At 41.4% G+C, this 13,221-nt stretch carries 12 protein-coding genes and 1 other RNA gene; 10 read left to right on the top strand and 3 right to left on the bottom strand.

From position 1 onward, the window contains the following. Positions 1-185: 185 nt before the first annotated feature. The 3 genes from HUW48_RS21290 (at position 186) to HUW48_RS21280 (ending at position 3,302) form a co-directional block, all read left to right on the top strand. The gene (locus HUW48_RS21290; protein ID WP_182412846.1) at positions 186-1,637 is read left to right on the top strand and encodes a PSP1 domain-containing protein; all 1,452 of its coding nucleotides are present in this window, start codon (positions 186-188) and stop codon (positions 1,635-1,637) included. Continuing rightward, positions 1,634-2,116, top strand: coding sequence for a gliding motility lipoprotein GldH (locus HUW48_RS21285; RefSeq protein ID WP_246343566.1), 483 nt, complete (start codon positions 1,634-1,636; stop codon positions 2,114-2,116). Before HUW48_RS21290 ends, HUW48_RS21285 begins: the two co-directional genes overlap by 4 nt. Before the next feature lie 121 nt (positions 2,117-2,237). Continuing rightward, positions 2,238-3,302: an endonuclease/exonuclease/phosphatase family protein gene (locus HUW48_RS21280; protein ID WP_182412845.1), complete on the top strand. Its 1,065-nt coding sequence runs from the start codon at positions 2,238-2,240 to the stop codon at positions 3,300-3,302. 215 nt (positions 3,303-3,517) lie between these two features. On the opposite strand, the gene HUW48_RS21275 is transcribed toward HUW48_RS21280, so the two are convergent. Continuing rightward, a complete protein-coding gene (locus HUW48_RS21275; protein ID WP_182412844.1) occupies positions 3,518-3,709 on the bottom strand; it encodes a cold-shock protein in 192 nt (63 codons plus the stop codon). A 648-nt stretch (positions 3,710-4,357) separates the two neighbouring features. Between HUW48_RS21275 and HUW48_RS21270 the strand changes: the two genes are divergently transcribed. Together HUW48_RS21270 and ssrA are read left to right on the top strand one after the other, a co-directional pair. Further along, complete coding sequence (locus HUW48_RS21270; RefSeq protein WP_182412843.1) at positions 4,358-6,067, top strand: hypothetical protein; 1,710 nt, start codon at positions 4,358-4,360, stop codon at positions 6,065-6,067. 267 nt (positions 6,068-6,334) lie between these two features. Further along, positions 6,335-6,705: a transfer-messenger RNA gene (ssrA, locus tag HUW48_RS21265) on the top strand. Positions 6,706-6,814: 109 nt separating this feature from the next. Here ssrA and HUW48_RS21260 read toward each other — a convergent pair. Continuing rightward, a complete protein-coding gene (locus HUW48_RS21260) occupies positions 6,815-7,816 on the bottom strand; it encodes a GRP family sugar transporter (RefSeq protein WP_182412842.1) in 1,002 nt (333 codons plus the stop codon). A 16-nt stretch (positions 7,817-7,832) separates the two neighbouring features. Continuing rightward, a complete protein-coding gene (gene rbsK, locus HUW48_RS21255) occupies positions 7,833-8,759 on the bottom strand; it encodes a ribokinase (protein WP_182412841.1) in 927 nt (308 codons plus the stop codon). A gap of 326 nt (positions 8,760-9,085) precedes the next feature. Between rbsK and HUW48_RS21250 the strand changes: the two genes are divergently transcribed. The 5 genes from HUW48_RS21250 (at position 9,086) to metQ (ending at position 13,153) form a co-directional block, all read left to right on the top strand. After that, positions 9,086-9,370 (top strand): hypothetical protein, encoded by a 285-nt coding sequence (locus HUW48_RS21250; protein WP_182412840.1) that lies wholly within the window; start codon positions 9,086-9,088, stop codon positions 9,368-9,370. Between the two features lie 147 nt (positions 9,371-9,517). Then, positions 9,518-10,642: an N-methyl-L-tryptophan oxidase gene (gene solA / locus HUW48_RS21245; RefSeq protein ID WP_182412839.1), complete on the top strand. Its 1,125-nt coding sequence runs from the start codon at positions 9,518-9,520 to the stop codon at positions 10,640-10,642. Between the two features lie 5 nt (positions 10,643-10,647). Then, positions 10,648-11,679, top strand: a complete 1,032-nt coding sequence (gene metN / locus HUW48_RS21240; protein ID WP_182412838.1) for a methionine ABC transporter ATP-binding protein MetN — start codon at positions 10,648-10,650, stop codon at positions 11,677-11,679. Then, the gene (gene metI, locus HUW48_RS21235) at positions 11,672-12,334 is read left to right on the top strand and encodes a methionine ABC transporter permease MetI (RefSeq protein WP_182412837.1); all 663 of its coding nucleotides are present in this window, start codon (positions 11,672-11,674) and stop codon (positions 12,332-12,334) included. Before metN ends, metI begins: the two co-directional genes overlap by 8 nt. Before the next feature lie 9 nt (positions 12,335-12,343). After that, positions 12,344-13,153, top strand: a complete 810-nt coding sequence (metQ, locus tag HUW48_RS21230; protein WP_182412836.1) for a methionine ABC transporter substrate-binding lipoprotein MetQ — start codon at positions 12,344-12,346, stop codon at positions 13,151-13,153. Positions 13,154-13,221 lie beyond the last annotated feature (68 nt).

Here is a 13,221-nt window from a genome sequence, read left to right as displayed (position 1 = left end):
GTATACTAATGGGATTCGCAAATATTTAGTAAATTTTTAATTTCATTAAAGAATAATAAGTCTGAAAAGGGCTTTTTATTTAAATTAGTCGAATTTCGGTTTTTGTGTATATTTGTTCTTATCGTGTTATATACGATGTAGATAATTAAAGAAAACAGGAATTTAAGATATAAGGAGAATTTAAGGTGGGATGTGGTTCATGTTCTAGCGGCGGTTGCAGTACCGATACCAAAGGCTGCAAAAGCAACGGCGGGTGCAGTACCGGCGGTTGTAACCGCTTAAATGTCTTTGATTGGTTGAGCGACATGGATTTGCCAACCTCATTCGAAGAATTTGATATAGTTGAGGTAAGATTTAAAGGCGGCCGAAAAGATTTTTACCGCAACATAAATAGTTTACCTCTTATTACCGGCGATGCCGTGGTAGTAGATGTGCCCAATGGACATCACATTGGTTACGTTTCGCTCAAAGGAGAATTGGTTCGGCTGCAAATGCTGAAAAAGAAAGTAGATAACAACGAAGAAATCCGAAGCATTTACCGGGTTGCTACCGAAAAGGATATGGAAAAATTACAGGCCGTACAAGATCTGGAAGCAGATACTATGTACCGGGCTCGTTCCATTATCCAGGATTGCAAACTCAAAATGAAATTATCGGATGTGGAATACCAGGCCGATCGTTCTAAAGCTACTTTCTATTATTCGGCCGAAGACCGGGTAGATTTTCGGGATTTAATTAAAAAACTAGCTGATGAATTTAAAATTCGTGTAGAAATGCGCCAGATTAGTCTCCGCCACGAAGCTGGTCGTTTGGGTGGTATTGGTTCTTGCGGACGGGAATTGTGCTGTTCTACCTGGCTGACTGATTTTAAAAGCGTTTCTACTACGGCAGCCCGTTATCAGAATTTATCGCTTAACCCAAGCAAATTATCGGGGCAATGCGGCCGCTTAAAGTGCTGCCTTAATTATGAGCTCGAAACGTACATGGATGCTTTAAAAGATATTCCGAACGTTACCCGGCCATTATTAACCCTGAAAGGCGATGCGGTACTGCAAAAAACCGATATTTTTAAACGTTTAATGTGGTTTGGCTTCCGCGACGATAATAACTGGTATCCGGTACCGGTAGAACGCGTAAAGGAGATTCTGGAATTAAACGCGCAGGGAATTCAGGCTGAAACTTTAGTTGTAGCAGCTGAGGATTCTAAAAAGGAAATTAGCTTGTCGGAACAGGTAGAAGGAAATCTGGAGCGGTTAGACGAGAAATTTGATAAACCGAAAAAGAAGAAAAAGAAGAAGAAAAAGAACGCTGAAGCAAAAGGCGAACAAGCGGCTACTTCTATTCCGGTTGCTGCACGCCCAGACGCTAAAACCCCGGAAGTGGTAAATGATGCAGCTATTCCCGGGCAAGGACCGAGTGCCCGACCTAAAAACAAATTTAAAAACAAAAAAAATAAACCGCGGCCAATAACAGTAATAGCCGAAAATGGATCGGCTCCAATGGCTGCTACGGCGGCTACCTCTTCTGAGAAAGTAAAACCGGAAGGCAATTCCGAAGGACAATCCCGGAACCGGCACCGGCGACCGCACCACAATAAACCAAAGGGGCCGCGGCCGGATAAACCAGCTTCTCTATGATGATGCAGGTGCGTTGGTATTTTTATCTGGTATTTTTTATCGCAGCTTTAACGGGCTGCGATAAAAACCGGATATTCGAAGAAAATCAGGACATACCTAATAACAATTGGCAGATAAGGAATGCGCCTCAGTTTTCTTTTACGATTGAGGATCCGCAAGCTTCTTATAATATTTATTTTAATATCCGGAATGCCTTATTTTATGAGTTTTACAACTTATATGTGCGCGCAGAGTTAACCGGACCAGATAAAAAAACACTGCACGTAAAATTGCATGAAATGTATTTGATGGATAAAGTTACCGGTCGGCCCTTAGGCGATGGCTCGGGTGACATTTTTGATCATCAGTTTCTGGCAATTAAAAATTTTAAGTTTCCGCAGGCTGGAGCTTATCAATTACGTTTAAAGCAATACATGCGCAAAGATCCTCTGCCAGGTATTATGGCCATAGGAATTAGAGTAGAAAAAATAGCTCCTTAATAAGCGATTTTGAGGGTTTAAATGAATAGGTGATAAATACAGCTTATAAAATTTAAAATACGTAAAACTTTCTGTAAAAATACGGGTAATAATACAAATACATCTTTATATATTATAATGCATGAAAATTACCCTTGAAGCATTTGGCGCCTTATTAATTTTATTTTCTTTTCTACCTCTTATTAAAACCCATTACTGGTGGATACGGGTATTAGATTTTCCTCGGGTTCAGGTAGCTTTTTTTATCGCAGTTACATTAATTCTGTATCTGTTCCTTGTTCCTTTTCAAACTACCGGCGAAATTTTATTTACTATTTTGCTCGCTTTAGCTTTAGCGAACGAGATAAAACACATTTACCGGTTTACCCCTTTAGGTAAGACAGAAGCGCTGCGGAGCAAAATAAAAGCACCGCGTAATTCCTTTAGTATAATGGTGTCGAATGTCCGGATGTCGAACCGCAAGTATCAAAAATTTTTGAAAGTAGTGCGCGAAAACGATCCGGATATTTTGCTGATAAACGAACCCAATCGGCAGTGGGCCAATGCCTTAAAAGACTTAGATAAGGATTACGAATACTCGATTAAAAAGCCGCAGGAAAATACCTACGGGATGATGTTTTTTAGTAAATTCAAAATTGTATCGCAGCGTATTCAGTTTATTGTAGAAGATGATATTCCTTCTTTTTACGCAATTCTGGAACTGCCAAGCGGCAAACATTTTGATATTTTTACTGTGCATCCACGGCCACCGCATTTTGATAAAAATACCGATACCCGCGAAGCTGAATTGCTGCAAGTAGCTCAGCTGGCAAAACTCACTCCTTTAGCCACTATTGTGGTCGGTGACCTGAATGATGTTGCCTGGTCGCATACTACTAATTTGTTCCGGAAAATCAGTGGGTTGTTAGATCCCCGGATTGGCCGGGGCTTTTTTAATACCTATAATGCCCTTATTCCTTTTTTCCGTTATTCCTTAGATCATATATTTTACGATCCGGCATTTCGGCTTATTCGCATTAAACGGTTGTCTAAATTTGGTTCCGATCATTTCCCGATGTTCTTACGCCTAAATTATGAACCGCAAGAAGCCGAAGAGCAGGAAGTTCCGGAAGCTGCGCCGGAAGAAGTAGAAGAGGTTCAGGAAATGATTGATAAAGTAATGGAGCCGGAAAATGATAGTAAGTAACTGATTAAAATTAATTTACTATTTTACTACTAATTTTATTGTGGTTTAAGATTGATAATCAATTAATTGATTACCCCAAAGCCTAATATCTAATAGCTTAATACTAGTGTTTCTTTACCTATAGAAAGCTGTATAAAACAAAAAATCCCGTTCAGTTTTCTGAACGGGATAATCATAAAATAATACGATGCCAATAAGGCAATATATTGTTTTAGTTAGATTCTCTCTACATTAACTGCATTCAAACCTTTTTTTCCTTCGGTTACTTCAAAAGAAACCCGGTCGTTTTCGCGAATCTCATGAACCAAGCCGCTCTGATGAACGAAAATATCTTGGCTATTTTCATCTGAAACAATGAAACCGAATCCTTTAGATTCATTAAAAAATTTTACTTTACCTGTTTTCATAAAAAATGTGAAATTAATAATTAATACAAAGATAGAAATTTAATTTAATATTTTATCTATTTAGAATATCAGACTCTACTTTTTTTGGATTCTTTTAAAATAATTGGTTTTAAAAGAGCGTTTATGGCACTAAAATACTAATTTATTATAATTCTGTATTTAAATTTTAAAAATTTTGCAATTATCTGACTAAAAATCAGTTTGCAACTCCTGAAATTTTTATTTTACTTATTTTATTCGGTAGCTGGTATTACACAGCATAAACCATAAGTAACTTTCCCTATAATTTATGCTGGCAAGCAGTCCTTCAGAAAATAATTTCGTAAAATACTAATCTTTTTTAATCTATAAAATTTTAATTTATTCAATAAATAATCACTTTCCATTAAGTTACTTTAATAGAATCATTAAAAAAGTAACAAACTAAGTTTTAAAAGCGGTAGAAACTACCTTGTTGTTTACTTTCTGGTTTACCTGTTGCAAGCTCCCCGAAAACATAGCTAAAAAAGGCTTCGTATAGCAGAAGTATCACAGATTGAATAGTATAGCAAATAGTTGTTTAAAAGAGAAGAAGGTTTACTAAATGGCCTTTTACCTGCCAAACAGCAGTTTGCCCGAATTTTCTTTCAACTAAAACCAGAGTGAAAAATGGAAAACGAACAAAAAAATCAGGCTGAAGACCAAAAAGATAACTTTAGTGCTGGTACCCCAAATGCGTCTGTTAATGCAACGGCTTCTGCCAACCAAAATAAAAATGATAATACTTTTGGTGGAATAGGAGCTAGCGCCAGCTCCAATCAGGAAAATAAAGATCAAGGCAAAGAAGATAAAAAAGAATCAGAAGGTCTTTTTGGTAAAAGAGTAGAGAGTAAAGCCGACAGCGGAGAAGCAGCTAAAAAATCAATTGCAAAGTCTACTCCCGTAGCAGCTAAAACTGATACTAATGCGGATAGTAAAAATAAAACTACCGCTAAGATTACTACTAATAAAACTAGTGGCACCGCAACTTCCGGCAATAAGGATACTAAAAGTAATTTAGCCCAGGCTGGAGATAAAACAAACGCCAACGCGGACCAAAATAAAACGCAATCTGAAACCCAGCAGAATCAGTTTAGCGACCAAAATAAAAATCAGAACAACCAGAACAACCAGGAAAATCAGTCCTCTGGTAACAATGATTGGTCGCGGCAGCAAAATCGGGAAGGTCACGGAGAATCAGACTATGATAACTACGGCACTCAGCAACGAGGCAGCTGGGGAAACCAGGGCGGTAGTTATGGGCACCAGCAAGACTTTGGTGGAGGAGGCGCTGGTTACGGCGGCTTTAGCGGCTATGGGCAGCAAGATAGGAGAGATCAGTATTCTCAACCCTCTCACCAGAATTATGGCGGGTATGATAACTACGGTGATTTTGGTGGTTTCCAGGGTGGATACGGCAATCCGCGCTCACACGAAGATAATAACAGCGGTTACCCATCTGCTACCCGCGGCGGTTATGGTTTGCAGGAAGGCGGGGAGTATAATAATCATACGCATGGTGGTGGCTTCCAAGGCAGTTACGGCGGACACGATATGCGCAATAGCGGGCATAATCAACAGCAGCCTTATAATCAGCAGCGTGGCCAGCAAGGTAATCAGCAAGACTGGAACCAGCAATCACGTTTCCGCCAGCAAGATGATTCCCACGGTCAGGGCGGCTACGGTAATTCATCGCAGTGGGATCAGACGAACAGATCTAACTACGGCAACAATTATGGGAATCAGGATCGTAATCAATCTTATAATCAGTCTCGGCAGCATGGCTCATCTGATCGGTTAGGTTCTTCTTCTGGTTCTAATTCTGATTATGGCAACCAGCGGGGCTATGGCAATCAACAAGAACGCCAAGGTGGTTTTAACCAGCAAGGAGGTTATGGTTCGCAAGGTGGTTCTTACAACGACGAATACCGTTCGCCACGCAATGAACGGGGTGCCTCTAACGGTACCGGATATGGTTCGCCGGACTACGGCAGCGGACAAGGACGCCAGGATGATAACCGGTTCCGGGAGTCGTACCGCGACCAAAACAGAAATTATGGCAGTGGATCGGGTTATGGTGGTTCTTCGCAATACGATAGAGGCGAAGATTACGGCAACCGTTCAAATTATGGCAATTCTTCGCAAGGCGGAAATTACCGCAACAACGAACAGCACGAACAGCGTACCCGCTACCAAGGACAAAGCGGTTATGGCGGTCCTTCGCAGTACGGACGGGGGCCACAAAATCAGCGGGACGATGATCAATATAATTCCTCTTATCAGGGTAACCGGGGCGGTTACGAAGGCCGGGCTCGTCATACCAGTTATGATGAGGAATAATTAGAATTTATTTTTTACTTTTTAAAAGCTCTTCTATTTTTAGAAGAGCTTTTTTTATTGCTTATTTTTGCTTTACTGTAATTAAAACGGTTTTGTATGTTACAGTTTAAATTGATTTATTAAATAATAATGGGCTGACTTTTTACACCCGTTAATTTATTTAATGGTCTACTAAAGTCGTGTTCGTTTATTTTGTATGTTTGTAAGGCAGTTTCGGCTGGAATTATTTACCGGTTTAAACTGTTTATTATTTTGAATCCGTAAACTGGGGCTGACTGGAATTGACAGCTTGTGCAGGCTGCGGGTAAGCATGTCGGGAGTGGAGCGAATCTCCTGTTAAAAAGTCGTTCAAACAATAATCGGCGAGACTAACTACGCCATGGCTGCTTAATCTAGGTATTAAGCAATAGCCATTGTCCCGCAACTGCTTCTCCGTTCCGCGGTTGAGTACGGGGCATCGAAATGAATGGATAGCAAGGGCGAAGGTATGGCGCCCAAGCGAAGCTAAAGTACCTAAGGTGCGTTCACAGGTCTGGTGCCGACCTAAGCGTACTCGAAAACCTAACGGCAACTAAACATGTAGAAAGCTCGACGGTTTCCTTGTCTGGACCAGGGTTCGAATCCCTGCAGCTCCACCAACCTACAAACAAACCATAACACCCCCGTTATGGTTTGTTTGTTTTTATAGGGTTCCGTACCCTCCAGACATGGATTAATATGCTTTTTATTAGTTTCAAGATGTTTGGATTAACTGCCTGCGATAATGATAATTCCCAAACCGGCTATAAAACACAAAAACATGCCTGTTAAAAGCCCGGTTACGTTTTTAGGCGATTGTTTAAATTCCCGCCAAATGACTACTCCCCAAATAGCTGCTACCAGGGTTGCCCCTTGACCTAACCCGTAGGATACGGCTGGGCCGGCCTTACCCGCCGCTATCAGGTTACATAGGTTACCCAAGGCCCAGATGGAACCGCCTAAAATTCCGGTAAGATGAAAGGCTGCTTTTCCGCTGAAATAATCGGTATAGCTAACCGGCGTTCCCTGGATGGGGCGCCGCATAATTAAGGTATTAAAAACAAAGTTGCTGGCCAGAATGCCTAACGCAAATATAACCGAAGCAGTATAAGGCGTCATTTTACCGGCTGCCGGACTTACGAAGTTCTCCAAGTCCATGGATGCGGCCACAAAGCGATAGAATAAGGACATCAAAACACCCGCCACCACCGAAATAACTATTCCCTTTAAGCCGGCTGCTTTATTAGCCGAAGAAGATACGCGATAAGCTCTGGCATTTAGAATAATAGCTACAGTTACTAACCCAATACCAATAGCGAGCAAGGCCGGATTGCCCTTTTCGAGTGCTACGTAGTTTACAATTACGCCTAGTATCAGAGCAATACCTATACCCACCGGAAAGGCAACCGACATGCCCGCTATAGCAATAGCAGCGGTTAATAAGATATTAGCCAGATTAAAAATTACTCCACCCACAAAGGCACTCAGCAGATTCTCGGGTAGGGCTTGTTGCAAATCGGGGATAAAGCTACGTCCCTGGGTGCCGGTGCTACCCAGGGTAAATGCCGCTAAAAGCGAAAACAAAAGAATGCCCCATACATAATCCCAGTAAAACAGCTCAAAACGCCATTTGCCATGCACCAATTTTTGGGTGTTGGCCCACGAGCCCCAGCAAAGCATAGTAATTACACAGAATAGCACTGCAAGCGGGTAATTTTCGACAATAAACATAAGCAGGGTTTATAGTTTAGTTTTGGGGTATCTTTTTCGCTATCAACTCATTGCGGTAAGGAATAGACGATTGTGCTCCTAGCTTTGTTACCGAAAGAGCGGCCGCTAAACAAGCAAATTCTACTGCCGGAATAAGTTCCTGTCCTTCAGCTAAGGCTACGGCCAAAGCACCATTAAAAACATCCCCTGCCGCTGTAGTATCTACTGTAGCCACTTTTTGTGCCGGCACCATGGTGAATCTTTCTTCTGTAAATAGTAAAGCGCCTTGGGAACCCAAGGTAACTATTACATTTTTTACGCCTTTTTCATAAAGCACCATAGCGGCTTTTTTGGCGTCTTCCATACTATTAACCTCCACTCCCGAGAGCATTTCGGCTTCTTTGGCGTTAGGGGTGATAATATCGATACGTTTTAATAGTTCCGTTGACAGCAAATTGGCTGGGGCAGGATTTACAATTACTAGAATGTTTTTGCCGGCGGCGTATTGCGTAACAAAATCGACTGTTTCGATGGGTATCTCCAGTTGAAGTAGTATAATGTCTATTTTGCCTATTTTTTGTAAACAATTTTCTACATCTGCGGGCATTAGGTTTGCGTTGGCACCCGAGGCTACCACAATGCTATTTTCGCCGATTTGGTCTACTGTAATTAGTGCCACTCCTGATGGCGAAGTAGGATCAGACAAAATGCAGGAGGTATTTATTCCTTCTTCTTCGAATAATTGTTTTGATTGCTTGCCGAATACATCAGTGCCAATTTTGGTTACAAAAGTGGCGTCTCCGCCCAGCCGAGCTACGGCTACCGCTTGGTTGGCACCTTTACCGCCCGGGTTCATAAAAAAAGATCCCCCCAAAACGGTTTCTCCCGGCACGGGCAAATGCGTGGTTTTCACCACCATATCCATATTGGTACTGCCAATTACAGTTATTTTCTTTTTTTTCATTAAATAGTTCAAGGAAGGATGATTTGTGAATAAACCAAAATCAAATACATAAGTAGTTCTGGTTTGTATATTACTAATTTTAATAATAAGTCATATTTTTAAATCTAGTAAATTTATAATTATTGCCTAATTAAAAAATTAATGATCAGACGGTTAATTGCTTTAAAAATTGACTGATAATATAATTAAGTAATTAGGTTAGACTAAAAAATAATGTGGTGCGCTTGGTAAAACCTTTCGTCTTCCTAAAAATCGGTAACTGAAGCTTATTCCGAAAACAATCGAACCATCAGGCTTACTTTTTCTTGTTCAATTTTATTGGTGAAATGCCGCTAAAAAACATAAATCAGTTGTATAAAAAATTGGAATCTGCTCTTTCTAACACATTGTTTGTTACTAAGGCTAAATACCTGTTAGGCATTGTCACGGATTGCTTGATTAAGGTTAAATTGGATAAAAACCCGCTTTTTCAGCAACTGCAAACGTTTATGCGCGCCAAGGTTTTACTTGACTTCTCTTTGATTAAGGAAGATTTAAAAGAATTAAACAAGGCGCAAAAACTAGCTGTTTACTTGCAAAACTACCCGGCTAGTATCAATTTTTGTATTTAGATGCCTGAAGGAGAACTCTCGGGCAAATTTTACTAAAATAACAAGCAGTATGCGCATCATTTCATAAACCTAGCTCCCTATCACTACCCCATTTCCCACGTTCTTATTCCTATTTCTCCTACCTTCATTTAATAAATTAAACGAGAGATGAGCAGCACTTTTGATGTAATGGTAGTGGGCCTTGGCGCGGCGGGCAGTTCTGCCTTGTATCATTTATCTAAAACAGGCAAAAAGGTTTGCGGCATAGACCAGTTTCTACCACCGCACCCGTATGGTTCGTCGCACGGACAAAGCCGCATTATTCGACAGGCTTACCACGAAGATCCGCTGTATGTACCTTTTATAAAGCGCGCCTATGTGCTTTGGGAAGAAATTGAAAAAAACTCAGGCAAGCAGTTATTTTTAAAAACCGGCGGATTGATGCTCGGCCACCCTGATACCGGCGTAATTAAAGGCGCCGAACTCAGCGCAAAGATGCATGATATACCTTATGCATATTTAAGCAATCAGGAAATCAGTACCCGCTTTCCGGCTTTTAAGCCAGGTAACAATGTTGTGGGCGTGATTGAAGAAAATGCCGGTATATTATTTCCGGAGGATTGCATCAAAGCTCATCTGGAGGTGGCCGCGACAAACAATTCTAAAATTTTAAAAAATGAAAAAGTTACAACCATTCATACCCATTCAGATGTTGTAGAGGTGGTGACTACTCAAGGCAAATACCGGGCAAATAAAGTAATTATTGCAACTGGTGCTTGGATAAGTGAGTTTATACCCGAACTAAATTTGCCTTTAACAGTAGAAAGGCAGGTTCTGTATTGGTTTAAAACAAATGAATCGAGAGTCCGGGTAGATAATTTACCCATTTACATTTGGGAATATGCGCCAGGTAAAATGTTTTATGGTTTTCCGGATTTAGGCGATGGTATTAAAGTAGCGCATCACCATGCCGGCGAACCCACTAGTGTGCATACCTTAAACCGGAATATAAGCCAGGAAGAAATAGATTCGATGAGAAACGTAATAAGTACTCATTTCAACTTAAATGCTGCATTTAATTACGGCACGGTATGTATGTACACCAACACGCCGGATGAGCGCTTTATTATTGATTATCATCCACAACATAAAAATATGATTATTGCTAGTCCCTGTTCGGGGCATGGTTTTAAATTTGCGAGCGTAACGGGCAGGCTATTAAGTCAGCTAGCATTAAATGAAAAACCGGAACTGGATATCTCCCTATTCAGTATAAGCCGATTTAATAAATAAAGTAAATGATCGAATTAAAAAATATAACTAAAACTTTCCGCCAGAAAGACCGGGTAGTTACCGCGCTCAACGGGGTATCGTTGCAGGTGAGTAAGGGTAAGATATTTGGGGTAATTGGCGCTTCGGGAGCGGGTAAGAGCACATTAATCCGTTGCGTAAACCTGTTGGAAAAACCTACTTCGGGCAAAGTGATTGTGGATGGGCAGGATTTGCTGCAACTATCAGCACCGCAACTGGCACAAGCCCGCCGACAAATCGGAATGATATTTCAGCACTTTAATTTGCTGTCGTCCCGGACTGTGTTTGATAATATTGCCTTGCCCTTAGAATTAAGCAACACCCCCAAACAAGAAATAAATACCCGCGTGCTCGATTTATTGGCTTTGGTCGGCTTACAGGAAAAACAACACGATTACCCCAGCAGTCTATCGGGCGGACAAAAGCAGCGGGTAGCCATTGCCCGTACCCTGGCCAGCAACCCCAAGGTTTTGCTTTGCGATGAGGCCACCAGTGCGCTGGACCCCGAAACCACCGGTTCTATTTTAAAATTATTAAAGGATATCAACCAACGGCTGAATATCACCATTTTGCTAATTACCCACGAAATGAACGTAGTAAAATCTATTTGCGACGAAGTAGGCGTAATCAGTAACGGCCAATTAATTGAGCAAGGCACCGTGGCCGACATATTTTCGCATCCTACAACCGAGCTGACCAAAAAGTTCATTGCCTCCTCATTAGAGATCGAATTGCCCGAAAATTTTAAAAATCGGTTAAGCAACACCCCGGATGGCGGCAAACACCCATTAATACAATTAGAGTTTTCGGGCCAATCGGTGAATGATCCGGTACTTTCCGAAACAGCGCGTACTTTTGGGGTCGACTGCAATATTATCAGCGCGCGCATGGAATATGCTGGTGGGGTAAAATTTGGTGTTATGCTGATTGAAGCCTACAGTACCGGCGAACAAACTAAACAGGTTTTGGCCTATTTTGAAGATAAACGTATTAAAACTCAATTAATAGGCTATGTCTGATTCCATGCTATCGCTCTTGGTTCAGGGCTTACTTGAAACCATATTAATGACGCTTGCTGCCGGCTTTTTTGGCTTTGTGATAGGCCTGCCAGCCGGGGTATTCCTGTTTATGACGCGGCCCGGCGAAATACTGCAAAACCGTTCGTTTAACCGGGTAATATCCATTATTGTTAACATATTTCGTTCCATCCCATTCATTATTCTGATTGTTTGGATGATTCCGTTTACCCGCGGTTTAGTGGGTACTTCCATCGGGGTAAAAGCCGCTATAGTACCGCTGAGCATTGGCGCAGCCCCATTTATCGCCCGCATGATCGAAAACAGCCTACTGGAAATATCACCTGGGTTAATAGAAGCAGCCCGGGCCATGGGCGCTACTCCCTGGCAGGTAATACGCAAGATTTTACTACCGGAGGCTTTACCTTCTATTGTAAACGCGGCTACTATTACCTTAATTACTTTAGTGGGCTACTCGGCCATGGGTGGCGCCGTGGGTGCCGGTGGTTTAGGGCAAATTGGGTATCAATATGGCTACGTGGGTTACGATACATTCGTAATGAACTCGGTACTAATACTCTTGGTCGCGCTTGTTTTTATTATTCAATTCACTGGTAATCATCTTTCCAAGAAGGTAGATCATCGTAAATCTATTTAACTTATACTAATGCAAAATCAGATAAAATTTTTAGTAACCTTATTATTTAGTGTTTTTATAGTTGGTTGTGGCGCCGAAAAAAAGAATGATCCCAATCATATTGTGGTGGGAATTATGTCGGGTCCTGAGTACCAGATAGCTGAAGCGGCCAAGAAAGTAGCCGAAGAAAAATACAAGCTGAACGTAGAACTGGTTAGTTTTAACGATTATGTAATGCCTAACGAAGCCTTACAGCAAGGAGATATTGATGTAAACGCTTTTCAAAACAAACCTTACTTGGATATTCAGGCCAAACAACGCGGCTATAAACTAGCCATAGTGGGCAACACCTTTGTTTATCCACTGGCCGGTTATTCTAAAAAAATAAAAAAACTCGACGAGCTGAAAGAAGGGAACACCATTGTTATTCCCAATGATCCTACCAACAGTGCCCGGGCGTTATTGCTGATGCAACAGGCAGATATTATCCAATTAAGAAATGGTGTTGGCCTGTTCCCCACCCTAGCCGATGTTACCGCTAACCCCAAAAATATCCGCATCTTGGAAATGGAAGCCCCGCAACTGCCCCGCGCGTTGGACGACCGTGATGTTACGATTGCTGTTATTAACGCTACTTTCTCAACCCCTATCGGCCTTAATGCCTTACGTGACGGTATTTTTGTGGAAGACAAAAGCTCGCCTTATGTAAACAACATTGTTGCCCGCGAAGACAATAAAAATGAGGAAAAAGTAAAAAAGTTTGTCCAAGCTTATCAATCGCCGGAAGTGGAACAGGCCGCAATAAAAGCCTTTGATGGGGGCGCTATTAAGGGCTGGTAAAGTTTTGTATATACACAATTATAAATTGGGTAAACAGGCCTTTTGTGCAGTTAACTTCTAACTTTACA

Origin of the sequence: Adhaeribacter radiodurans (genome assembly GCF_014075995.1) — a bacterium.
In the GTDB taxonomy this organism is placed as follows: Bacteria; Bacteroidota; Bacteroidia; order Cytophagales; family Hymenobacteraceae; genus Adhaeribacter; species Adhaeribacter radiodurans.
Note: the sequence above shows the minus strand (reverse complement) of the source record. Positions and strands in the feature narration are given on the sequence as shown.

Coding starts and splice junctions, on each gene's coding strand:
- metN (WP_182412838.1), top strand. CDS start 10,648: ATGATCGAATTAAAAAATATAACTAAAACTTTCCGCCAGAAAGACCGG.
- metQ (WP_182412836.1), top strand. CDS start 12,344: ATGCAAAATCAGATAAAATTTTTAGTAACCTTATTATTTAGTGTTTTT.
- rbsK (WP_182412841.1), bottom strand. CDS start 8,759: ATGAAAAAAAAGAAAATAACTGTAATTGGCAGTACCAATATGGATATG.
- HUW48_RS21260 (WP_182412842.1), bottom strand. CDS start 7,816: ATGTTTATTGTCGAAAATTACCCGCTTGCAGTGCTATTCTGTGTAATT.
- HUW48_RS21275 (WP_182412844.1), bottom strand. CDS start 3,709: ATGAAAACAGGTAAAGTAAAATTTTTTAATGAATCTAAAGGATTCGGT.
- HUW48_RS21285 (WP_246343566.1), top strand. CDS start 1,634: ATGATGATGCAGGTGCGTTGGTATTTTTATCTGGTATTTTTTATCGCA.
- HUW48_RS21280 (WP_182412845.1), top strand. CDS start 2,238: ATGAAAATTACCCTTGAAGCATTTGGCGCCTTATTAATTTTATTTTCT.
- solA (WP_182412839.1), top strand. CDS start 9,518: ATGAGCAGCACTTTTGATGTAATGGTAGTGGGCCTTGGCGCGGCGGGC.
- HUW48_RS21250 (WP_182412840.1), top strand. CDS start 9,086: ATGCCGCTAAAAAACATAAATCAGTTGTATAAAAAATTGGAATCTGCT.
- metI (WP_182412837.1), top strand. CDS start 11,672: ATGTCTGATTCCATGCTATCGCTCTTGGTTCAGGGCTTACTTGAAACC.
- HUW48_RS21270 (WP_182412843.1), top strand. CDS start 4,358: ATGGAAAACGAACAAAAAAATCAGGCTGAAGACCAAAAAGATAACTTT.